Origin of the sequence: Aquimarina hainanensis (assembly GCF_042684685.1) — a bacterium.
Classification (GTDB): Bacteria; Bacteroidota; Bacteroidia; order Flavobacteriales; family Flavobacteriaceae; genus Aquimarina; species Aquimarina hainanensis.
The window spans coordinates 1-26,235 of the sequence record NZ_JBHULX010000021.1 but is presented as its reverse complement, the minus strand read 5'-3'; the positions used below and the strand labels follow the sequence as shown (position 1 = coordinate 26,235).

Annotated in this window: 12 protein-coding genes; 10 read left to right on the top strand and 2 right to left on the bottom strand. The window is 35.6% G+C overall.

Annotation, left to right across the window (positions count from 1 at the left end; translation table 11 throughout):
* Positions 1-46: 46 nt before the first annotated feature.
* The 3 genes from ACFSTE_RS11015 to ACFSTE_RS11005 are packed head-to-tail and all read left to right on the top strand — an operon-like array spanning position 47 to position 2,376.
* Positions 47-1,291, top strand: coding sequence for a nucleoside permease (locus ACFSTE_RS11015; RefSeq protein ID WP_176031093.1), 1,245 nt, complete (start codon positions 47-49; stop codon positions 1,289-1,291).
* A gap of 4 nt (positions 1,292-1,295) precedes the next feature.
* Positions 1,296-1,955 (top strand): fructose-6-phosphate aldolase, encoded by a 660-nt coding sequence (fsa, locus tag ACFSTE_RS11010; RefSeq protein WP_378256831.1) that lies wholly within the window; start codon positions 1,296-1,298, stop codon positions 1,953-1,955.
* A 28-nt stretch (positions 1,956-1,983) separates the two neighbouring features.
* Entirely contained in the window at positions 1,984-2,376 is a 393-nt protein-coding gene (locus ACFSTE_RS11005) for a LacI family DNA-binding transcriptional regulator (protein ID WP_176029004.1), read from the top strand.
* A gap of 36 nt (positions 2,377-2,412) precedes the next feature.
* Here the strand turns inward: ACFSTE_RS11005 and ACFSTE_RS11000 are convergent, their stop codons facing one another.
* The gene (locus tag ACFSTE_RS11000) at positions 2,413-2,769 is read right to left on the bottom strand and encodes a DUF983 domain-containing protein (RefSeq protein ID WP_378256828.1); all 357 of its coding nucleotides are present in this window, start codon (positions 2,767-2,769) and stop codon (positions 2,413-2,415) included.
* A gap of 103 nt (positions 2,770-2,872) precedes the next feature.
* Here ACFSTE_RS11000 and ACFSTE_RS10995 point away from each other — a divergent pair, with 103 nt between their 5' ends.
* The 3 genes from ACFSTE_RS10995 to ACFSTE_RS10985 all read left to right on the top strand — a co-directional run bounded on the left by ACFSTE_RS10995 (position 2,873) and on the right by ACFSTE_RS10985 (position 4,893).
* Positions 2,873-3,766: a helix-turn-helix domain-containing protein gene (locus ACFSTE_RS10995; RefSeq protein WP_378256826.1), complete on the top strand. Its 894-nt coding sequence runs from the start codon at positions 2,873-2,875 to the stop codon at positions 3,764-3,766.
* Between the two features lie 215 nt (positions 3,767-3,981).
* The gene (locus ACFSTE_RS10990; protein WP_378256824.1) at positions 3,982-4,311 is read left to right on the top strand and encodes a winged helix-turn-helix transcriptional regulator; all 330 of its coding nucleotides are present in this window, start codon (positions 3,982-3,984) and stop codon (positions 4,309-4,311) included.
* 69 nt (positions 4,312-4,380) lie between these two features.
* Entirely contained in the window at positions 4,381-4,893 is a 513-nt protein-coding gene (locus ACFSTE_RS10985) for a flavodoxin family protein (protein WP_176029008.1), read from the top strand.
* Between the two features lie 14 nt (positions 4,894-4,907).
* Here the strand turns inward: ACFSTE_RS10985 and ACFSTE_RS10980 are convergent, their stop codons facing one another.
* Complete coding sequence (locus tag ACFSTE_RS10980; protein ID WP_176029009.1) at positions 4,908-5,717, bottom strand: LexA family transcriptional regulator; 810 nt, start codon at positions 5,715-5,717, stop codon at positions 4,908-4,910.
* A 327-nt stretch (positions 5,718-6,044) separates the two neighbouring features.
* On the opposite strand from ACFSTE_RS10980, the gene ACFSTE_RS10975 reads away from it, so the two are divergent.
* The 4 genes from ACFSTE_RS10975 to ACFSTE_RS10960 form a co-directional block, all read left to right on the top strand.
* On the top strand, positions 6,045-6,200 hold the full coding sequence (locus ACFSTE_RS10975; protein ID WP_176029010.1) for a hypothetical protein: 156 nt from the start codon (positions 6,045-6,047) through the stop codon (positions 6,198-6,200).
* A gap of 95 nt (positions 6,201-6,295) precedes the next feature.
* Positions 6,296-6,430, top strand: a complete 135-nt coding sequence (locus tag ACFSTE_RS10970; protein ID WP_303246380.1) for a hypothetical protein — start codon at positions 6,296-6,298, stop codon at positions 6,428-6,430.
* Positions 6,431-6,507: 77 nt separating this feature from the next.
* Positions 6,508-6,921, top strand: coding sequence for a phage holin family protein (locus ACFSTE_RS10965; protein ID WP_176029011.1), 414 nt, complete (start codon positions 6,508-6,510; stop codon positions 6,919-6,921).
* 1,195 nt (positions 6,922-8,116) lie between these two features.
* A partial coding sequence (locus ACFSTE_RS10960) for a DUF4347 domain-containing protein (protein WP_378298143.1) occupies positions 8,117-26,235 on the top strand: 18,119 nt, incomplete at its 3' end.

Here is a 26,235-nt window from a genome sequence, read left to right as displayed (position 1 = left end):
CATAAATATATAAATACGAAAAATCGAAATGTCTTTTTTCAATCAAATACATATTAAAACGAGATTAACAATTCTCAATTTTTTAGAATTCTTTTCATGGGGGGCATGGTTACTCTCAGCAGGAGCATATATGAGTACTACTTTAGGGTTTACAGGAGTTCAGATAGGGTCTGTATATGCTACTCTGGGAATAGCATCAATTTTTATGCCCCCTGTTATTGGGATCATTGCAGATCGATGGATTCCCGCAGAGAAACTATTTGGGATTAGCCATCTATTGTTAGCAGGTTTGTTTGTAGTCTTAACCTCCATGACGAGTTTTAATTCATTTTATATGGTTACTTTTTTAGTTGCTTTGGTGTATATGCCGACTCTGGCCTTGAGTAATTCGATTTCGTATTATAACCTAGAAAAAGAAGGACTAGATTCGGTGGTCACTTTTCCCCCAATCCGGGTGTGGGGAACTGTTGGATTTATCATTGCAGCCTGGCTGGTGGATGTATTAGGCTTGAAAGTAAGTCACGAACAATTTTATCTTGCTGCTGCGGCTTCTGTTTTATTAGGGGGGTATTCTTTTTCTCTTCCGTTAATCCCAATAGTAAAAAATACGAGTAGAACACTGTTTCAACGTTTCGGGTTGGATGCTTTTGTATTGTTTAAGAATAAGAATCTGGCGATTTTCTTAGTGTTTTCAGTTTTACTGGGGGCAGCATTGCAAATAACCAATATTTGGGGAGTTCCTTTCTTAAATGATTTTTCGATTTCCTATAAAGATTCTTTTGTGGTCAAACACGCTGTTTTTTTAATGTCTTTATCACAAGTGTCTGAAGTTCTTTTTATTCTGGCGATTCCTTTTTTCTTAAAACGGTTTGGAATTAAAATAGTAGTGCTGATAAGCATGTTCGCATGGGTATTTAGATTTGGCTTTTTTGGAGTAGGAAGTCCAGAAGGAATGGGGCTATTATTTTTGATCACTTCCATGATTATATATGGAATGGCATTCGATTTTTATGTGATTTCAGGATCTCTGTACGTAGATAAGATGTCAGATGCAAAAGTACGTTCAAGTGCCCAAGGGTTATTCATGATGATGGTCAACGGTTTTGGAGCTGTATTGGGAGCGTACATAAGTGGGTTTGTGGTAGATTATTACACGGCAAATAATGGGATAAAAGATTGGGCAAGTATTTGGTTTATATGTGCTGTATATGCTCTAATTATTGGGGTTCTGTTTGCTTTGGTTTTTAGATATAAGCATACAGGAGAAGAGAATTTAGTAATTAAAAAATAAAAAGATGAAATTTTTTATAGATACCGCAAATCTGGAAGATATACGAACAGCAGAGGCATTAGGGATTTTAGACGGAGTAACAACAAATCCTTCGTTAATGGCAAGAGAAAAAATAACAGGAGAAGAAGCGATCTTATCACATTACCAAAGGATTTGTGATTGTGTTCAGGGAGATGTCAGTGCAGAAGTCATAGGAACGTCTTTTTCTGAAATGTTAGAAGAAGGAGAACGTTTAGCAGCGTTAGATCCACAGATTGTAGTGAAGGTTCCTATGACCAAAGAAGGAATTCAAGCCATAAAGTATTTTTCAGATAAAGGAATTAGAACCAACTGTACTTTAGTTTTTTCTGTTGGGCAGGCACTATTGGCAGCCAAAGCGGGAGCTACATATGTGTCTCCTTTTGTTGGGAGATTAGACGATATCTCAACAGATGGGATGGCGTTAATTGCAGCGATAAAGAAGGTGTATGATAACTACCAGATCTCGACACAGATACTAGCAGCTTCAATACGTTCTCCAATGCATATTATTCAATGTGCATCAATTGGAGCAGATGTTATGACCGCTCCCTTATCGGCAATTTTAAAATTGTTGGAACATCCCTTAACAAATAAAGGACTGGCAGGGTTTTTAGCAGATTATCATCAGGCTATCTCTAAGTAAAGCATAAGAACAATTAAAAGAAGAAGAAATGAGTAAACGAATCACATTAAAAGATATATCAAGATTGTCAGGTTTTTCTATTTCTACCATCTCTAAGGCACTTCATGATGATCCGGACATAAGTTTTAAAACAAAAAGAAAAATAAGAGAACTGGCATCAGTGTATAATTATGTGCCTAATTTTTTGGCAAAATGCCTGAAAGATGATACTCCTAATGTTATCGGGATCTCTATTCCCAAAATAGGGGATCTTCCTTTAAGATCATTAGCCAGGGAAATTAAAAACATTCCTCAGTTAAAAGGTAAAACCTGTTTGGATTATACACAACCATTGGTGTTTTTTGAAGGGCATCAGATTACACAAAAAATGATGAAATCTGATATTGCTGGAATAATAGTATTGTTGTCAGATAAAAAATAAAGGGTATTATATAACAACGCGACCAAAAAAAGAAGCCTAAGAGGTAGCTACTTTTTTGGTAAATAAGTACATCCATAACAATCTGGAGTATTTGTAGTTTACAAAGCTGAGCAAGAGTATGGAAATAACAATAAGAATAAAAATTTTCAATAGACTAGAAATAAAAAAACTGCTAATAATATAAATAGCGATACACTCTGCAACAGTCATTCCATAACTGACGTACATCGCTCCAAAAAAGAATCCGGGTTCTACTTCAAATTTATGGTTACAATTAGGACACTTCTCATTCATTTTTGGGATTGCTAAAAATTGATTTCCCTGTTTATTGAAAACAGCTCCTGTTTCACATTTTGGACATTTCCCCTTAAGAATATTATTGATACGTGCCATAAGTATTGTATATAAGATAACACAAATATAGCCATAGAGAGAAGGAGCGTTGTTTTATAATTATCTCATAAATTTGTATAATTCGGACATTTTAAAAGTTGATATGCAAAGTTTACCCATATTGGATATTGAACAGTTTCAGCAAGAAGGCGACCTGAGTAGTTTTTATGCGAATAATTTTACAAACCACTTCAAAAAGAACCATAAAAAGATATTGAAAGCTCATAAACATAACTTTTATTTAGTAGTAATGTTTACAGAAGGAACCGGAATTCATGAAATTGATTTTGAATCTTATCATATACAACCAGGAAGTGTATTTGTAATGCGTCCAGGGCAAACACATTTATGGAAGTTTGAAACAGCCGCAAAAGGATATATTTTTTTTCATTCCAGAGATTTTTACGAGTCGATGGGAGGGTATAAAAGTCTGAATACATTTCCTTTTTTCTTATCGAAACAAAATACACCATGTATCTATCTCGAGACATCAAAGACAAAAGAGATGGCATTCTTATTTAAAAATATTTATGAGGAGAGTTTAGGGAAACAGGTTTTGAAAAAACAAAAAATAGTAAGTCTCATTGATTTGATTTATATCGAATTATCGAGATTGGTTGTGAATGATAACCTTCATAAAGCATTACAATCTAAAAATGTAATTTCAAAAATTTTGGAATTAGAACAGTTAATTGACGTGCATTATAAAGAAAAAAAATCATCCAAAGCATATGCAGAGATGATGAACATATCGACAAAACACCTAAATCGAATTTGCAAGGAGGCAGTAGGCAAGACAACGACAGAATTGATTGTGGAGAGAGTGATTCTTGAAGCAAAGCGATTGTTATTGTATTCAGGAGGGAATCTCAATGAGATAGCGTGGGAATTAGGATATCATGAATATGCCCATTTTTCTAAGTTTTTCAAAAATAAGACAGGAGAAGCTCCCTCTGATTTTAGAAAAAAATATGTTGATCCAGGTGCTGTATTTTAATAAGAAATACAATAACTTGTTATAGGAGTATAAGATGGGCTTGTTATATGTCTTTATAAGGAAGGTAGTATAGACAAGAAACCAAAATCTTGTTTAAGAAATATCAGCGATGAATACAATCTTTTTTGACAGTCATATGTATTACTTAAATACTATAAGGGAGAGGAAACAGTTTATAAAAAGTAAAGAAAATTTAATGCTAATAAGGACATGGTATGGGGAGATATGAACGAAAAACAGAAGTAAAAGAAGATTGTGGAATTGAAAAAACTTTACAACTAATTTCCGGAAAGTGGAAACCAGCTATTTTAAGTGAATTGATGAGGAGTAGTACAATTCGCTTAAAAGATGTACAAAAAGGGTTGCCAGAGGCATCGAAACGCTCTCTGACGACACAATTAGGAGAAATGGTAACAGATGATTTATTGCGAAAAGAAGTATATGAAGTATACCCTAAAAAAACAGTCTATTCGCTAACAGAAAAAGGAAAAGCGTTAAAAGAGGTATTTGAGGAGATGAATGACTATGCTAAAAATTTTTTATAGTGTAAAATTCACCCCCTATTGGATGAGATTGCTGAAAGAAATATTTTTGAAATAGTAAAAAGTAAAAGAATGCTAAAAAAAGGAATTATTATTCAAGGAAGTGCTAATAGTAAGGGAAATACGAATAAGGCGGTTGTGTATTTTAAAGATAAAACAGGATTTGATTTTATAGATCTAAAATGTAAAGATATTGCCCCTTTTGATTATGAATTCAAAAATAAATACGACGATTTCCTCCCTTTAATCAAGGACATTGCTCAACAGTATGAGGTTATTGTATTTGCAACTCCGGTATATTGGTATTCGATGAGTGGGATACTGAAAAACTTCTTTGATAGAATTTCAGATTGTCTGATGATAGAAAAAGAAACAGGAAGACAATTCAGAGGTAAAAAAATAGGAGTGATTAGCAGTAGTTCAGATGGACAGCCTATAGAAGGTTTTGAAATGCCTTTTAGAGAATCGGCCAACTATTTGGGGATGGAATATTTAGGAAGTGCTCATACCTGGGTAGAAGAAAAAGAGCTTACTATAAAAGCAAAAGAAAGGCTAACCTGGTTGTCAGAAGTTACCATGGAGTAAATCAATCCCTTCCCTTAGTAAGTAGGATTATTCTTTAGTTTGTCTTCAAGGAATACGATTTTGCTTTCCAGATCATGCAATCGATCATATACATCTACAGGTTCAGGCATTTGTTTGGAAGCGAACATTGTTACATACCAGACCTCCATAATCTCATCTGCATTTATTGTGTAAGTAGGATAATTCCCATCTTTATTATCAGATTTTAGAATTAGCTTACCTCGTTCTTCTATCCTGTTAATAACCCGTTTAAGAATAATCCCATCATTGTGACTGACAATAACATATACACGACCATCTTTTATATCACTTAAGTTTTCTATGTATTTTCCAAAAACTAAATCCCCATCAAAGAATGTTCTTACCATTGAATTTCCCTGTACCTCGAAACAGCGATATGTTCCGTTTGTCAGATGAGGCATTCGAAAAGAAGGAAGTGTTTCTATATATTCAGTATCCCCATAACCATTCAGGTAACCAGCCCTTGCTTTTATTGGTACATAGACGACATTTTCTTCCCCAGCTTGGTTTACTGCTACAACTTGCGGGATTCCATCATATGTTTTAGGTGATTCTGTGCTATGTTTGATTAATTCAGTGCTTTTGCCGAATAAATACTCAGGATTGATATTGAATTCAGAAATAATACGCGCTAATAAATCGTACCCAGGTTTTGTTCTTTTTCTAGACCCGTCAGTCTGTAATCTTCCAGAAGTGATACTGTCAATGGTAGTGCTGGTAACGCCTATTTTCTTTGCAAAAGAATGATTATTAAGCTCTAAGAATGCAATGATTTCCTTTATTTTCTTATCTATTTCTACCATCCCTTTTCGTTTAGTATTACAGGAGTAAAGACAATTAAATATAACGGGATTATACGAAGATGAAGAGAATGTTAAATCTTAACATTTTGCAGGATTTATTCCGTAATATGTTTGTTTTTATCTGTAATATGTTGTATTTTTGTCATGTAAATATCTGCTAAAATACAAAAAAGAAATGAAAATCTAACATTTGTACTAATTCTATTACAACATTTTCAGGTGTTTTTTTGATGTAAGCGCTTAAAAACACTGTTGACGGCTAACTATTCAAACTTTTGTTTGGATAGGGTGGAAGAATATGTAAAAAACCAAAACAATTTAATCTGTATGCAAAGAAGTCAGTTGCTGTTGGAAAAAAGAAAGCAATTTATAAAGAATTATGTAGAAAATAATTCAGATCGACAAATGAAAGTTATTGTAGAAGAGTTGATAGAACGTTTGTTTATCTCTGAAAGAACTATTTATAATATTCTGAAAGATTAAGTGAATAGAAATAATTAGAAGGAGGAAAACAAGTAGATAGTAAGGGTAAGGTCGGTGTCATACTATATCATAATTATTACTAAAAATGCAATGATATGGTACTGAAAGATAAAAGCAATGAAAATAGGGGACTTGCAGATTTCTTACCTGAAGCAAATGGAAATTTAGAAAATTTAATAACAAAACAGGAAAGAGAAGCGAGTCAAGATACCAGAAAAATAAATAAGTAATTGCTTGGGAATACATAAAAGTACATGATATATGTACTTATATATAATTTGTTTAACCATTATAAAGAATAAGCAAAATGGATAGAGTAACACATATGATTTTTTGGGTGTTGACAATCTTATCTCCTGTTAATGCAGTAATGATAACCATCGTTTTCTTGATTGTTGTAGACTTTATAACAGGCTCTTATGCTTCTTATAAAAGCAAAGTACCAATCAGTAGTGAACGTATAGGAAATACAATTTCTAAATTTTTTATCTATAATCTGGTGATTTTAGCTTCCTATTTTATGGAAGAACACATCGTTGATGAGATTCCTTTTTTAAAAATTATAGCTGGTTTTATAGCCTTAACAGAAATTAAATCGATCATGGAAAACTTCAATAAGATATACGGAGTAAACCCTTTTAAAGCCTTAATAAATCTCTTAAAAAAAAGTGAGCTGAAAGATGCTATAGAAAGTATGTCTAAAGACCAGAAAACAAAATAATAAATAACTCACAAACTCAACTTTTTTTTCTGATTGACAATGAGGAGAAGGATGCCTGTAATAGGTAGTCTTCTCCTCTTTTTTTTAATACGATATAAAGACCAGAGAAAAAAAGTTGAAAATTAAATGCGACTTTATTGCAATTAAAATAAAAACACTGTATATTGCGACAGTGTTGCAATTGTGATAAAGGGTGTTGTAGACAGTTTAAGTTATTGAATAATTCAAAAAAAATAACTGTCATTTAAGACAAATACTCAGAAATAGTAACATTTGTAGGAACTGTGGTCATTGTTCAGCTACAATAAATATGGTAGCGATATAACATACTATCGCTACCACTTTAAAAAAAAAGAAATAATAAAATAAAAAGCTATGGGATAAATCGAATGGTTTGTTTATAGAGAAAATACCTTAGGCATAGAAAGTCATTGTTCATATAGAGATTCTTTTGTTCTAGCTTTCATATATACTAAATATTAGATAAGATTTATCCTCCATGGAAGGTTTAAGGTGTTTTCTCTTTGTGTTTACTTCCTCGCTTTTTATTGATAAAAATATATCCATTGTATTTGCTTTGTTTTGTATAGCAGATCGTGGTGAAAAATAAAGTTTGTGTTCGACAGGAAAAGGAAAGCGGTGTTAGATCAATCAAAAAACTGTAGATCTAATTTCCTTTTTTTCTGTCGATGATTTTTTTTAAACAATTTCTTCTTCGTCTTATTTTCTTGATAATCTTTACGGTATAGCCTTATTTATTTTGAGTTCTTCAATCAATAGGAATTGATTATTTATACATAGATTTATGATTGGTAAATACAACAATGTTGGATTTAGAATATAAAAAGTTATAGTCACTTAGAATAAAAGTGCTATTTAAGTAGTAAAGTTTTATAAGCGCATAATAAAGCTTTTATATGAATTTTAGTTAATTAAATCTTAGTTGTAAGTATTTCATATTAGATAAAACAGTGCGGTGATAAGTAATGTAATTAATGAGGAGATAACAGAAACTGTGTGATCAAATACTGTCTAAACTGTAAAGGCAATATAGTAAGAAAAGGAGATTTTGAGATTGTTATTTACAATCTCAAGCATACCCATGTCGTATTTCTTTAGAGAAAACATAAGATTCCACATATACTCATTTTTATATACTGATTATTTAAATAAATATTCATTTAACAGCATTTGTATGAGTAAAAAATACGTTAGCTCTGTCTTTATCTTTAATCTTTCAACAACAATAATCGTATTATCTTTTTCTTTATTGTTTGGAATAAGGAGCACCGCACAAACATCGCTGGCAATTATTGACAAAGGAATAGAAGAACCTAAAATAATTGTAAATCACTTATCGGTAAAAAAAGCAATAGATGTATATAGTAAGGAGCAGTTTTTTGAATCAAAAGCTCCGGAAGAAATCCAGGTTTTTAGTCATGCCAGACCGGGAGAATTGTTTTTAGAAGGAAAGTGGCATAAAAAAGAAGAAATTGTCGACTGGTTTCTGTCATTAGCAATAGATAGAGCAGCCATAAAGAACTTGAGTATTTACGGATGCAATTTTGCAAAAGGAACAGTAGGGAAAGAAACGATTCAGTATTTAGAGGAACAATTATCTCTTTCAGTTGCAGCATCTACAGATATTACTGGAGCTGGAGGGAATTGGAAATTAGAAATTGGAGAAGCTATAAACCCTGTTCAGGTTTCGAATTACGAATACAGTTTTCAAAATATAGGAGGAACCGTAAATAGTTACGCTTCTGTTACAGGTATCAGTGGAACAACTTTTACAGTGGATGACGCAACGGGTTACACTTCAGGTGATTTGGTAATGATTATTCAAATGCAAGGAGCTATAATTAACACTACAGATGACGAGAATTACGGAAGTGTAATAGATAATAATGGAGTTGGAAGTTATGAGTTAGTAAATATAGCCAGTGTTACTTCAAATGATATTTCTTTTGCAAGTATCACTAACTCTTACAATGTAAATAATACGATTCAAATTATAAAAGTCCCAGATTATTCCACAAATGCTTTAACAACAGTAACTTCAGAAATAACAGGAGTGGCTTTTGATGGGACAAAAGGAGGAGTTATAGCCCTGAAAGCAGATGTTTTGCAATTAGATGCCAACATTAATATGTCAAATTCTGGATTTAGAGGAGGTGCTGTGAACTTAACAGATAGTAGTGTTCTTGGATATATAGGAACCTCGGGAGCACAAAAAGGAGAAGGGGTTGCTAAGTTTACTGTAGGAGATAGAAAACGAGGAAAACAAGCGAATGGAGGAGGAGCAGGAAACTGGGTTAATGCTGCGGGAGCAGGTGGAGGAAACTTTGGAGTAGGAGGAAGAGGTGGTGAATACGCTGGTTCTAATGTTATTCAATCAGGAGGAATCGGAGGAGACGCATTCGGAGGATGTGGAAGTTCGTTAGGAGGTCAGACACCTACAGTAGTTCGATACCCAATTATGGGAGGTGGAGGAGGAGCAGGAGATAGTAACGATGCCGGAGTTTCCATAGGAGGAATCGGGGGAGGAATTATTTTCGTTTTTGCCAATGAAATTAATGGGAATGGAGGAAGTATTCTTGCTAATGGAGAAAATGGAGATCAGAGTAGTGCAGGAGATGGATCCGCAGGAGGAGGAGCAGGGGGAACTTTTTATACCGATGCAACTACTTTTTCTGGAACCATACCAGTTTCTCTAAAAGGAGGTAATGGAGGTAATGCAACAAGTAACCACTCTTCTGGAGGAGGAGGTGGTGGTGGAGCATTGTTTTTAAATGGTTCTTCAATACCAGCAGCGATATCTTTAAATGCTTCTGGAGGAAGCCATGGTACAGGTTCTACAAGTACTACTCCTCAAGATGGGTTTTCAGGAGGTTTAGTGAATGTAAACCAAGTATTACCACCAGAGATTGGAGATAACCAAACTTTTTCATTAGTTATAGGAAGTATTACAAATGGAGACGTTTTAACTGGAGTCTCTGATCCTGGGAATGGAATTGTAGATGCCACAGTGAGTTCTGGGTCTACGCTTGCAAATTGGGCTATAGTAGGACCTTCTGAGTTATCAGGAATATTTCAAATTAGTGCCACTACGGGTGAATTGTCAGTAGCGAATTCTTCGGTATTAACAATTCCTAGAGATTATACTATTTATGTACAAGTAGAAAATGCAACAGGAGAAATTTCTTGTGTAAAACCAATTACAATAGATGTAGATTGTGAATATGGATCAATCAATAACCCTCAAAATGCAACAGGGGCAACTCCTAATGCAAATACTAGTTGGGGGTCAATCGATGGAGCTTCAGGAGCTCCTGATATTACTTCAGTAGCTACAGATGTCATAGCTAATAGAACAAGTATATATAATACTACCGCTACAGTTTTAACGTATACAGATACTTTTTCGGGAGGCTCAGAAATTACCATTTATGCAAGAAGATGGAGCGGTTATGCTCGAGGAATGACCATTGCTTTTTCCGAAGATAATATTACCTATACTTCAGAATCTTATGAAATAACTCCAACATCACAAACTGATGGAGTGTATGATGTTTTAACATATACTATTCCAACGACTGTTGGTAGCAATTATCAATATGTTAGATTATCCCCAGCAGGAGGAACATCTTCATTATTGCTAATTGATGCAGTTTCAGTATCAAAGAATGAATGTTTCACTTGTCCGGCAGGGGTAAATTCACCAGCACTTTCAGCAACGGATATTTCAAACTCTTGTCCTGTAAGAACATTTGATTTAACCTCAATAACAGCTAGTAATGGTTTAGTAAATACAATAGTAACATGGCATACAGGTACACCAGCGACCAATGCAAATAAAATTAGTGACCCAACAGCTGTTAACGAAGGAATATATTATGCTGCTTTTTATAATGCAGCTAATGATTGTTATAGTGGTGAAAATGGAGAAGGAACTACATTAGTAGAGGCAAGGGGAGACTTGGATTGTGATGGAATTCTAAATAGAACAGATATAGATGATGACAATGATGGAGCTTTAGACACAACAGAGTACGGAAATTATACAAGTACGTGTTTAGGGGAAGTATCAGTACTTAACGGATCAATGGATGGAACAGCTAGTACTATGCCAAACGGAACGATTCCTGCTGATTGGACAGCCGTAAATACAACAGATTTAGGAGATGCTAGTAGTACTGTTGACGGAGTTGCAGGCTTATTAGAAGCATCACCAGATGGAGGAACTTTTGTTAGAATGGTAGGGAATAGTGATGACTATGTTGAGTCTATTTCTCAAACCATAAACGAGCTTCAAATAGGAGAAACATATTACGTAGGGTTTCATCAAGGATTAATAAGAAATTGGGCTCAAAACAGTGGTTATATTGATGTAACTTTTGCAGGAACAACAATTTCATCACCACTAATGGAGTTACCATCTACGAATCCTTCATTTACAGGGTGGGAAACAGTGTACATAGGACCATTTACCGCAACAGCTACCTCGCATACTTTGCAATTTACAGCCATTTCAACAACAATAAGTTCATATGCAGATGTTACAATTGATGGAGTAAGTATTTGTAATGCCGTAGATTATTCATATAGAGATACCGATGGAGACAGTATCCCTGATTATCTTGATTTAGACAGTGATGGGGATGGATGTAGCGACAGTGTCGAAGCAGGAAATACGCTTGTTACAAATAACGATATTGTAAATTCTAATACAGGAACCGATGCTAATAACAATGGATTATTAGATCAGTTCGAAGATGGTACAACGGGTACTATAAATTATGCTTCTACATATTATTATGCCTTAAGTGGGGTAACCAATGTTTGTGCGGATACTGATGGTGATGGCATAGGAGATTTAACAGACATTGATGATGACAATGATGGTGTTTTGGATACAACAGAATTAGGGTGCGGTAATGGAGCTGCTGAAGTTACCAATTCGGTATTAACAGCAGGAAGTCAACAAATTGAAGGAACCTTTACAAATGGATCAGGTATCGCTGATTTCGATATTCAGTTTACAAATTTAAGTGCAGCACTCGTTGCAGCTAATATTGTCCCCGTAGAAGGTGGAATTCACTATGTAGTTGATGATACCAATTTGGGAGATTATGAAACGACAATTGCAATTACACCTCAAACAGGAGGCGTATTACAAAGTATTGAATGGGGACCAAATTTATTAGGAAATACAGATGCAGAAAATGATAATGATGAGCAAACTATTACCCTAACTTGGAATCCAGCAGTTACAGCAGTAGTTGTTGATCCAGATAATCAATTAGATATTGCCGATGGTACAATAATTAACTCGGGGCAAGCTATCTTTCAAGGAGCAGAATATGAAAATGCTGCACCACCAACATGGAAAATTGTTTTCAATACAAATTTACTACCATCTCGATTTGAAATTAATGCATCTCATGTCGCTTTGGCGGGTATAGCCGATTTAAGAGATGAAGGGTTTAGTATTATTGCAAATGTTTGTAATGAAGTGAATACAGATGGAGATGCGTTGATCAATAGCCTGGACTTAGACAGTGATGCAGATGGGTGTAGTGATGGTGTTGAAGCAGGAAATACAACAGTTGCTAATAATGATATTGTTAATTACAATACAGGAACAGATGCGAATGGAAATGGGTTGTTAGATCAGTTCGAAGATGGAACAACAGGTACCATCAATTATGTGGATACTTATAAAATATATGCCAATTCAAGTAATTTAAGTTTATGTGCTGATACGGATGGTGATGGAGTAAATGATTTAACAGATATAGATGATGATAATGATGGAATTTTAGATAAAGACGAATCTCCAGATTGTTTTTATACCGAAACTGAAATCGGAGAGATTGTAAAAATAACCTCAACATTAACTAGTCCCGATGATGATCAATCAGATGGAGATATTCAAATTTTACATGATGGTGTTTCTTCATATACTTTTAATTTTAATGCAAGTCAAAACATAATAGGTTCTGAATTTTTTAGAATAGAATATCCATCATTGGTCCAGTTAGCGGACATTACCTTAGTAAGTAATACTACATGGGGGGCTGGAGTGACAACGAAATTACAAGGTTCTTTAGATGGTATAAATTGGGTAGATATCAGCGCCATTACGGATATGGCAACTACTGCAAATAAAGTGTTTACCATTACAGATACTAATAAGTATAAGTATTATAGGGTTTTAGGAGAAACAGGAACTACCACAGTAGCTTCTGCAACAATTGGAGAAATAACCTCAAATGTTGCTTCGGGGTATGTTAAAAGTTTACATCCTAAAGAAAATTGTACCATTGATACAGATGGAGATAATAGTTATAATCATGTTGATTTGGATAGTGATGGAGACGGATGTAGTGATGGCGTAGAGTCAGGGAATACTTTAATTTCAGATAATGACATAGTTAATTATAACACAGGAACTGATGCCAATTCAAATGGATTATTAGATGAATTTGAAGATGGAACTACAGGAAATATTAATTATACTTCAACATACAGGTATGCAACTAATAGTGAAAGAACAAATTGTGTGGACACTGATGGTGATAATGTAGGGGATTTAACGGATATTGATGATGATAATGATGGGATATTAGATATTCATGAATCTATAGCAGGTCCTTCTGGATGTACACCAATAGTCTCATCATATTCAGACTTTTCATTAACAGGAAATAAATTTGCAGGAAGATTAAATGTTGATGGGGTGTACGTTGCTGATGTCGAATTTGATATACCTCCAGGGCAAACTCCTTCGAACACAGTTCAAGCAAGTACGACACAATTGCAAAACTCAAGTAAAGTAACATATTCTACCACCCAGTCGGTAGCTTATGATTCTTTACAAGTTTCGATAAAATTAAAGCCTTTGCCAGGACAAAGTATTAAAGCCATTTTTAGAATCTTTATACCAGGAACCTCTGGATGGACAAATCACCAAGGAGCTCATAGAATGTGGTTACCAGCACTTCCAAACGGAGATCCTAATGTAGCTTCTTTTACAGAGTTAAATGAGTTTGTGAATGAGTTCGATGGTACTTCTGATTATCATAGTGGAGATTTAATGACCAATCCTTCTACAGCACCTGCAAATGCGGGGTACTTAGATATTTATGTAGAAGCAGATGAAAACAATCCTTATACCTTTTATTATACTCAATATGATATTTATGGAACTACTTATGCAAATGAATCTATTGACATTGACTTACCAGTATGTAGTCCTGTACAAATACCACCAACAGATATAGATACTGATGGTGATACGATACCCGATAGATTAGATTTGGATAGTGATGGAGATGGTTGTAGTGATAGTGTAGAAGCTGGTAATACAGCCTTGGGAGGAAATGATATTACTAACTATCCCACGGGAACCGATGCTAATAACAATGGTTTGTTGGATATTTATGAAAATGGAACTTCAGGAGATATTAACTATGAATCTACCTATGATTTATATGCGATTACTGAAAATATTGATGGTTGTGCTGATACAGATGGTGATGGGATAGTAGACCTAGTAGATTTAGATGATGATAATGATGGGGTATTGGATGAGATAGAATCTTCGGATTGCTATTATACAATTGATGAAATAAATCAAATAGAAAAAATTACTACCAATTTAATAAGTCCTGATGATGATCAATCGGATGGTGATATTCAATTATTACACGATGGAGCTTCAACATATACCTTTAATTTTAATGCAGGGCAAAATATTGCGGGAGAAGAGCTTTTTAAAATCGAATACCCATCGTTAGTTCAATTAGCTGATGTTACTTTAGTTAACAACACAACATGGGGAGCTGGAGTAACGGCAAAATTGCAAGGTTCAATAGATGGAAATACATGGGTAGATGCCAGTGCAGCGGTTGATATGGCTACAACTTCTGATAAAGTGTTTACTAGTTCGAATTCAAATGAATATAAATATTACAGAATACTAGGTGTTAATGGAGGAGCAACAGTTGCTTCGACCACCATTGGAGAAATTACATCAACAGTAGCTTCAGGATATGTGAGAGGATTACACCCAAAAGCAACCTGTACTTCCGATAGTGATGGAGATGCCATATTAAATCATTTAGATTTGGATAGTGATGGAGATGGATGTAGTGATGGAGTGGAATCAGGAAATACATCAGTAGCTAATAATGATACAACAAATTACAATACAGGAACAGATGCTAATGGCAATGGATTATTAGATCAGTTCGAAAATGGAGCTACCGGAACACTTAATTATACAGTTACTTATTTTTATGCGACTTCTTCAGTTTTAAACGCATGTGCAGATACAGATGGAGATGGAGTAAATGATTTAATAGATATTGATGATGACAATGATGGGGCATTGGATACAATGGAATTAAGCTGTGGTGTAGGTACAGCAACAGTTACAAATACTGTACTAACAGCTGGAAGCCAACAAATACAAGGTACTTTTGTTAATGGAGTAAGCATTGCTGATTATGACATTCAGTTTACAAATTTAAGTGCGGCATTGGTTGCAGCTAATATTGTTCCAGTAGCAGGAGGATTGCATTACATTGTTGATGATACCAATTTAGGAGATTATGAAGCAACAATGACCATTACACCTCAGTCAGGAAGTCTATTAGAAACTGTTGAGTGGGGACCAAACCTTTTAGGAAATACAGATGCTGAGAATGATAATGATGAGCAAACGATAACCCTTTCTTGGGAACCTGCCGTTACTGCAAGGGTTGTCGATCCAGACAATCAACTGGACATTGCTGATGGTACTATTATCAGTCCAGGACAGGTAATTTTTCAAGGAGCTGAATACGAAAATGGAGCACCACCTACGTGGAAAATCGTTTTTGATACAAATTTATTACCTATTACATTTCAAATTAATGCATCTCATGTGGCTTTAGCAGGAGTGGCAGATTTAAGAGATGAAGGATTCTCATTGGTAGCAAATGTGTGTTACCTAGAAAATACAGATGGTGATGCTACCATTAATAGTTTGGATTTAGATAGTGATGGAGATGGCTGTGGCGATGGTGTTGAAGTTGGAAATGCCTTAGTGCCAAATGATGATATTGTCAACTACAATACTGGGACTGATTCAAACAATAATGGACTGTTAGATCAGTTTGAAGATGGTACAACAGGAAGTATTAATTATAATTCAACATATTCATATGCTACCAATAACTTGTTAAACGTCTGTGCAGATACCGATGGCGATGGAGTAGGAGATTTACTTGATATTGATGATGATAATGATGGAGTTTTAGATGTTGATGAAGGTTCAAATTGTAACACAGGTGTTGATTTAGGTGTTGATGGAACTTTTGAGGATTTAGCGGGTGTTGCCAGTACAGATGCATATAATAGTAATGTTACTGCTGGAGGATGGAACAATGGAACAGGAAGTTCTGATTCATGGCAATCTCCAATGCCAACAACGGGTTCAGGTACCTGGGGAGGAATTGCCGATGGTACACCATCATCACCTGATGGAGGTGTGTTTGTTGGAGGTTGGACTAATGATGCCGGGACTGGAGAATCGTTTTATACGGATATTTCTGGGCTAACGATTGGTCAGGAATATACGGTTGTCTTCTATCAAGCCCATGCCGGAATTGAAGGAACAACAGCATTAAATGATAATGCCAGATATGACATTTTATTTGGTAGTGAAACAAAAGCGAGTAATGAACAACCTTATCTTGGAGAAGGAAATCAGATATGGGAAGAACAAAGATTATTGTTTACAGCTACAGGAGAAACTCAACGATTAGAATTTTTTGCTCACTCAGGAAGTGATAATCATGTAGGAGGGTCTGCTGCTTACAATTATCCTGTAGTTGATGGAGTCCGGATTTTAGAAGGAGATCAGGTCGTACCAATTGTAGGAGGATGTATCAGTATTGATACAGATGGAGATACCATTCCTGATCATTTAGATTTAGATAGTGATGGAGATGGTTGTTCTGATAGTGTTGAGGCAGGAAATACAGCCATAGCCAGTAATGATATAACCAATTATAATACAGGAACTGATGCCAATCAAAATGGATTGTTAGATCAGTTTGAAGATGGAACTACAGGAAACATAAATTATACCTCGACTTATGCACAATATGGATTAAGTGATTTCTTAAGTGTATGTGCCGATACAGACGGTGATGGTATTAATGACTTATCAGATTTAGATGATGATAATGATGGTGTTTTAGACGCGGTTGAATCATCTTCATGTTATTATGCTGAAAATGAGGTTGCCTTTAACAATGCAACCACAACTTTAACAAATTATAGTACTAATGCGGCATATCAGTTTTCTGAGTTGTATGACGGGGTAACAAATGATATAGCGGCCTATGGAGCTTTAAATACTGATATAACAGGAGAAACGGTATATGAATTAGATTTAGAATTTCCTGTCGAGCTTTCTGAAATTGATGTGATATTCAATTATAGTATTTTCAGAACATCGGCTACTTTTAAATGGCAAGGTTATAATGGAAGTACATGGGTGGACGTAACTGGAGTTCTAAGCGAAACCGAAACAACCAATAATACATATACTTATACATTAACACCAACGGGTCAGGTATATACGAAATATCGTGTGCTAGGAATTTCAGGTACTACTTATTACAACCGTATATATGAAATAGTTCCTAAGGTAGATTCAAGTACATATCAACCTTCATTATATCCTAAGTATAATTGCTCAGTCGATACAGATACCGATTCTACATACAATCATTTAGATTTAGATAGTGATGGAGACGGGTGCTCTGATAGCGTTGAAGCCGGAAATACACTAGTTCCAAATAATAATACGTCAACATACAATACAGGTGCTGACGCAAATAGTAATGGATTATTAGATCAGTTTGAGGATGGAACCACAGGGAATATCAATTATACGTCAACTTATAGCTATGCAACGGATAATACTTTAAGTGTTTGTGTTGATACGGATGGAGATGGTGTTGGAGATTTAATAGATATTGATGATGATAATGATGGAATTTTAGATAACCAAGAGTCTACGAATGGTAGGTCTTGTTTTTCTTGTGAATTTGACCCAGAATATCAATATGTAAGTTGGGTAGATGCTCCTTATGTGAATAATGGTTACACTGAAATCGATGGTGTGGTTACAGTAAAAGGAGAATTGGTAAACGTAACCGTTGCCTCAAGTATCTTACACGGATTTGATGGACCTTTCCAAACGGATGATTTCTGTCCTCCTGTCAATACAACTAATGTCTCGATTTCTTCAAATCATGTTGGAGCACATACTATTGATTTTGATAAGCCAGTATTGAACCCTCGTTTGATGATGAGTTCAATGAATACAGGAGCAACATTCCCTCATGATGTTATAATTATACAGGGAGGAGTTGCAACGGTAGGAAATAGTATTGCGGGTTGTGAGTGTGACGCTACAGTAATTTTTCCGGGGGTATACAACCAAATTGCTTGGACTGGTGGAGGAAGTGAGTTTAGAATGAGTATTAGTGTAGCTCTTGAAAATGTAATGCCAACAGGTACCACTCCTTATATTCAAACCGGCATTACAGCGGGAGATTGTACTGATATTTTTACAGATAAAGACACTGATGGAGATTCTATTCCTGATAGATTAGATTTAGATAGTGATGGTGATGGTTGTTCGGATAGTGTTGAAGGAGGAAATACAATTATAGCAAACAATGATACTACAAATTATAATACAGGAACAGATGCGAATAATAATGGATTATTAGATCAGTTTGAAGATGGAACAACAGGTAATATAAACTATACGTCAACATATACACAGTATGCCCTAAGCGATTTCTTAAACTTTTGTGCTGATACTGATGGAGATGGAGTAAATGACTTAGTTGATTTAGATGACGATAACGATGGGGCATTGGATGCTACAGAATCACCAGATTGTTATTATACTGAATCGGAAATAGCCATACCTGCTGAGGTAACTACAGAGTTAACTACAAGATCAAATGAAGGAATTGAGAGAAGCTTTGATAATGATTCAGCTACCTATTCTTCATTCAATCCAACACAAAACATTGTTAACGTTACGCTTTTCGAAATTACACCAGCGGCACCAATTGCTATTAGTGCTGTTAATTTTGAAATGGTAAGTTGGTATATGACAAGTAATGCGAGTTCTACTGTGAAACTTCAAGGATATAATGGAAGTACATGGGTTGATTTATCGGTAGCTGAAGCCCATAATACCGTAGCTAATGGAACGGATACTTTTGTAAATACAATTAATCCAAATACGGTTTATGAAAAATATAGAATTTATGGAGTTGCAGGAACGAACTATTATAGTGGTGTTAGAGAGATAACATTTGATATCAACAATTTTGTTTCGGAGTTATATCCAAAATCGAGCTGTTCTACCGATAGTGATGGTGATACAGTTTACAATCATTTAGATTTAGATAGTGATGGCGATGGTTGTTCTGACAGTGTTGAAGCTGGAAATACGCTCGCTACAAATAATGATATAGTAAACTTTAATACAGGAGCTGATGCAAACAACAATGGATTATTAGATCAGTTCGAAGATGGAACTACAGGAAATATTAATTACACGTCAACGTATCATTATGCCACAACCAATTTGGCCAATGCTTGTTCCGATACGGATGGTGATGGTGTTAATGACCTAGCCGATATTGATGATGATAATGATGGGATATTAGATACTCAGGAATTGTCATGTGGAACAGGTGCAGCAGCAGTAACAAATACTGTTTTAACAGCAGGAAGCCAGCAAATTGAAGGAACGTTCACCAAAGGTTCAGGAATTGCAGACTTCAATATTCAATTTAATAATTTGAGTGCGGCCTTAGTTGCAGCCAATATAGTTCCAGTAGCAGGTGGATTACATTATGTTGTTGATGACACCAATTTAGGTGATTATGAAGCAATGATGACAATTACTCCTCAAGCAGGAGGAATGATCGAATCTGTTGAATGGGGACCAAACCTATTAGGGAATACAGATGCTGAAAACGATAATGATGAGCAAACAATAACACTTACTTGGACACCGACTATAACTGCTACAGTAGTTGATCCAGATAATCAGCTTGATATAGCAGACGGAACCATTATTAATTCTGGGCAAGCAATTTTCCAAGCAGCAGAATATGAAAATGCAGTACCTCCAACTTGGAAAATTATATTTAATACAAATTTATTACCAACTGAGTTTAGCTTAACTACTTCTCATGTGGCTTTAGCTGGAGTGGCAGACCTTCGTGATGAAGGATTTAGTTTAGTTGCGAATGTTTGTTATTCTGAAAATACAGATGGAGATGCATTAATCAATAGCTTAGATTTAGACAGTGATGGAGATGGGTGTAGTGATAGTGTGGAAACAAGCAATACACCAATAGCAAACAATGATATTACCAATTTTAATACAGGAACTGATGCGAATAATAATGGATTATTAGATCAGTTTGAAGATGGAACGACTGGAAATATAAACTATATATCAACCTACTATTTTGCAACTACAGATACTGCAAATGCTTGTACTGATACTGATGGCGATGGAATTGGTGATTTAGTGGATATTGATGATGATAATGATGGAGTGTTGGATATTGATGAGTGTGATGCAATTCCTACCATCACAAATGGAGATTTTGCTACGAATGATGCTACGGGCTGGACTATTTCTCCTTCATTAGGAAGTGCTTCTAGTGGACGTTATATAGTTAATAACGATACCAATTGGGAGGTTTCATTAACGCAGTCAGTAACAGTGAGTCCTGGAGATGAAATTACGATTACCATGGATTTAGGATCATTAAGTGCGAGTGCAGCATATGAAACTCAAGATGGATTTGATGTTTACATCGGTGATCAATTATTAGGAACAGCTCCTGGGAATATTGGAAGTACAATGACGGAATATTCTTTCAGTGGTATTTCTTCTGTGTCTGGAGCGGTGGATTTAAAAATTGTAATGCGTCATATGCATATAGGGAATAATGATTTATATCTTGATAACGTTCAGTTTTCTAGCTATAATAGTCCAACATGTGCAACTGATACTGATGGTGATACAATTCCAGATAGATTAGATTTAGATAGTGATGGAGACGGTTGTAGTGACAGTGTAGAAGCAGGAAATACTTCTATCGTAAATAATGATATTGTTAATTATAATACAGGTACTGATGCCAATAATAATGGATTGCTAGATCAATTTGAAGATGGAACTACAGGAAATATAAACTATACGTCAACATATAATCAATATGCATTAAGTGATTTCTTAAGTGTCTGTGCGGATAGTGATGGCGATGGTATTAATGACTTAAGTGACTTAGATGATGATAACGATGGAGTGTTAGATGCAGTGGAGTCACCAAGTTGTTACTATGATTCGTCTGAAGTTGCTATCGTTAACGTAACTACTTCCCTAACGAATTATAGTACAAATGCTGCTTACCAATTCTCTGAGCTGTATGATGGAGTGATGAATGATATAGCATCATACGGTGCTTTGAATACTGATATAACAGGAGAAACCGTTTATGAGTTAGAAATGGCATTCCCAGTAGAGCTGTCGGAAATTGATGTTGTTTTTAATTATAGTATTTTCAGAACGGCAGCAACATTTAAATGGCAGGGGTATGATGGTAGTAATTGGACGGATGTAACAGGAGTATTAAATGAAACAGAAACAACAAACAATACATATACATATACCTTAACACAAACAGGTCAAAAATATACTAGGTATAGATTATTAGGAGTTTCAGGGACTTCATATTATAACCGTATTTATGAGATTGTTCCAAAAGTAGGGACCTCATACAAACCTAGCTTACACCCTAAAAATAGCTGTAGTGAAGATGCAGATACAGACACAGTGTATAATCATTTAGATTTAGATAGTGATGGAGATGGATGTAGTGATAGTGTTGAAGCAGGAAATACCTTAGTTACAAATAATGATATTACAAATTATAATACAGGAACTGATGCAAATAATAATGGATTATTAGATCAGTTTGAAGATGGTACGACAGGTAATATTAACTATACATCAACTTATGGATACGCAATTGATAACTTATTAAGTGTTTGCTTAGATACTGATGGTGATGGTGTTGGTGATTTAATTGATATAGATGATGATAATGATGGGATTTTGGATGTTGATGAAGGAGAGTGTTTGTCAGCAAATGTGTCATTCTCATTCGATAGTACTAGTGAAAGTTGGGAGATTGTTGATAGTGTAGGAACAGATCCAGCAAACCATAATACGGATGCAGCCGTATCTTGTCTTTTAGGTAATGTAGCAAATAGCCCTAGTGGAGGAGGATATTTAATTCAGTTTGATAGAGGGTCAAATAATACCGACTTTCAGTCACCAAATAATATGAACCGAGATGCACTTGCTACATTAGGAGGAAACTTTTCTTTTGAATGGATCAATGCAACAATGGATGGAAGTGGTAGCCAAAGTATAACATCTTTAACACTAGTGCTTTCAGGCGGAGGAACTCAGGTAACAACAGAACTATCAGTAACAGGATTAGCAAATACTGGATGGCAATCTTTTTCAGTACCTTTAACTGTAGCAGAATGGGGAGCAAGTTTAGCAACGGTTCTAGCAGATTTGGATCAAATCAAAATTGAAGTTGAAACAATCACTGGTGCAGTTTCTGATTGTGGTGCAGGAGGAGAGTTTTTTGGAATAGATTTTGTAAACTTTGGTTGTAGTGAGAATTTAGATACAGACAATGATACTATTCCAAATCATTTAGATTTAGATAGCGATGGCGATGGATGTAGTGATAGTGTTGAAGCTGGGAATACCCTAGTGGCTAGCAATGATACAACAAACTATAATACAGGTACTGATGCCAACTTAAATGGATTGCTTGATCAGTTCGAAGATGGAACAACAGGGAACATAAATTATGCGTCTACATATGCTCAATATGGACTAAGTAATTTCTTAAATGCTTGTACTGATACAGATGAAGATGGAATTAATGATTTAAGTGATATAGATGATGATAATGATGGGGTTTTAGACGCAGTGGAATCCCCAAGTTGTTATTATACAGCTAGTGAGGTGGCAATAACTGATGTAACTACTACACTGACCAACTACAGTACGAATGCCGCATATCAGTTTTCTGAATTATATGATGGAGTACTAAATGATATAGCTTCTTACGGAGCATTAAATACGGATATCACAGGAGAGACTGTCTATGAGTTAGAAATGGCATTTCCAGTAGAACTTTCTGAGATTGATGTTGTTTTCAACTATAGTATTTTCAGAACTTCTGCAACGTTTAAATGGCAAGGCTATAATGGTACTAATTGGGTTGATGTGACAGGAGTGCTAAATGAAACGGAAACTACAAATAATACATATACTTATACCTTAACACAAACAGGGCAAAAATATAGTAGATATCGATTGCTAGGAGTTTCAGGAGCAACGTATTATAATCGTATTTATGAAATTGTTCCGAAGGTAGCAACTACTTTTAAACCAAGCCTTCATCCAAAAGAAAATTGTTCAGTTGATAATGATTCGGATACCGCATATAATCACTTAGATTTGGATAGTGACGGAGATGGATGTAGTGACAGTGTTGAAGCAGGAAATACTGTCATAGCTAATAATGATATTGTAAACTATAATACAGGAACAGATGCTAATGGAAATGGTCTGTTAGATCAGTTCGAAGATGGTACTACAGGAACTATAAATTATACATCAACATATAATGAATATGCATTAGATGATACTCAAAATGCATGTACAGATACCGATGGAGATGGAGTTGCCGATGTGGTTGACATTGATGATGATAATGATGGAATATTAGATACGGACGAGCAGGATTGTAATGTTATTGAAACCACCAATCCAGGCGATATGACTTGGCATGGAACGGCAGCTGCAAATGTATCATCTCCTGTTTCTACGACATTGGATGTAACTGGAGCAGCTTGGTCAACAGCGTATTCTGATCAAACATTTACTTTGCCACTTGTAATGGAAGGAACGGTTACATCTGCTTCGAATGGAATGATTGGATTCTTTCCAGTAAGCGGAACTGAAATAACTGGAGCTACGTGGGATGATAAAGGGTATAAATTCCAGTTCAATGGTTCAAATGGAATGTATGTACGTCATGGAGCTACGGTTAGTGGGTGGCACGCGCCTTCTATTGTAGGAACTACCTTTAGACTAGAAGTTGATGCAGCAGGAAATATGACATATATTCATAATGGATCAACGGTTTATACAGGAACAATTCCATTGGAAGATTACAAAATAACTGTTTCGCGTGGTGCCTTTACTATTGAAAATTTTACCGTATCAGGAAAGTCAGATACATGTGCAAATATAGATACAGATGGAGATACGATTCCAGATCATTTAGAATTAGATAGTGATGATGATGGATGTTCAGATGCGAATGAAGCATATGGGCTATACAATGCCGATGGAGGAGATGGAGGACAATATGGAACTGGTGATCCGTTAACTGTTGCTGAAGGAGAAGTAAATGCAGATGGATCTGTAATTGCTGCGGCTTATGATACAGGAGTTGTAGCGGCAGTCACTGATAATACTGATTCTTCAGTGTGTCCAACTGATACAGATAGAGATGGAGTTCCGGATATTGTAGATTTGGATGATGATAATGATGGGATATTGGATATAAATGAATTAGGAACTTGTGAACCTTCTTCTATATTGAGTCTCGAAGGGTATTTCGCAACGGTTTATGATGCAGCTGTTTTTGATGCTTGGACAGAGGTTTCTTCTTCGACATCTTTTCCAACTGCTAGTTATACGGAAATAGGTAGGTTTACCTACTCAGAGTTTGCAGGAACAAACCAAGCATTCAATATTAATTTTTCCGGTTGGGGATCTGCTGTGAGTAATTCAAATGTTGATATAGACGATTATACAGGAACAATATTAGCTGATGGAGAAGATGATTTTGCTATTCTATTTAAAAAAGAAATAAGAACTGAAGAAGTAGGAACGTACCAAATAGATTTGACAAATGGAGATGATCATATTCTAATTTATAAAAATGGAACTAAAATAGGACAACAACAAAATGTATATTCAGGAGCTCCCCACATTAATTTTGTGTCAGTGTCCTTGAATGAAGGAGATATATTAGAGATTCTCTTAGTTGAAGAATTTGTCTTTAATACAGCAATTGATGTAAATATAACAAAGACTTCGGGTGCATGTATGTTAGATACAGATGGAGATCTTATACCTAATCATTTAGATTTAGACTCAGAAAATGATGGTATTCCTGATAATATAGAAGCCCAATCGACAACAGGGTATATAGCTCCTTCTGGAAATGATACAGATAACGATGGGTTAGATGATGCATATGAAGGGTCCGGTAATGAAGGATTAACTCCTGTCAATACAGATGGTACAGATGAACCGGATTATCTGGATTTAGATTCGGATAATGATGGAGCAACAGATACGACTGAAGCAGGGCTCACTTTAAGTGGTACCGTTGGAGTTAATGGGTTAGATAATAGTTATGATAATGGGGATAGTTATGCCGATGTCAATGGTAGTTTTGATAATACGCAGACAGATAATTTTCCTGATGCAGATGGAGATGTAAATTCAGGAGGCGATGTGGATTATCGTGATATCGTAACTCCTACCGTGGTTAGTCAGACCACCAATGATACCACCCCGGTGATCACGGGTACACATGATTCGTCTACAACTTTAACAGTGATAGTAGATGGAGTTACCTATAGCGAAGGAGATGGGAATTTAGTAGATAACGGGGATGATACCTGGAGCTTAACAATTCCTGCGGGTAATGAGATCAGTCCTGACGGCACCTATGATGTGACGGCTACTTCAATTTCTGGAAGTATTTCTGTTTCAGATACCACTTCCGGGGAATTAACAATTGATACAGTCGCGCCTACAGTTCCAACAGTGGTTAGTCAGACCACCAATGATACAACTCCGGTGATCACAGGTACAGCGGATTCTTCAGACAGCTTAACAGTAACGGTAGATGGAGTTACCTATAGCGAAGGAGACGGGAATCTGGTAGACAATGGCGACAATACCTGGAGCTTAACAATTCCTGCGGGCAATGAGATCAGTCCTGACGGGACCTATGATGTAACGGCTACAGCCACGGATACAGCTGGTAATACGGCTACGGATACCACTTCCGGGGAATTAACAATTGATAC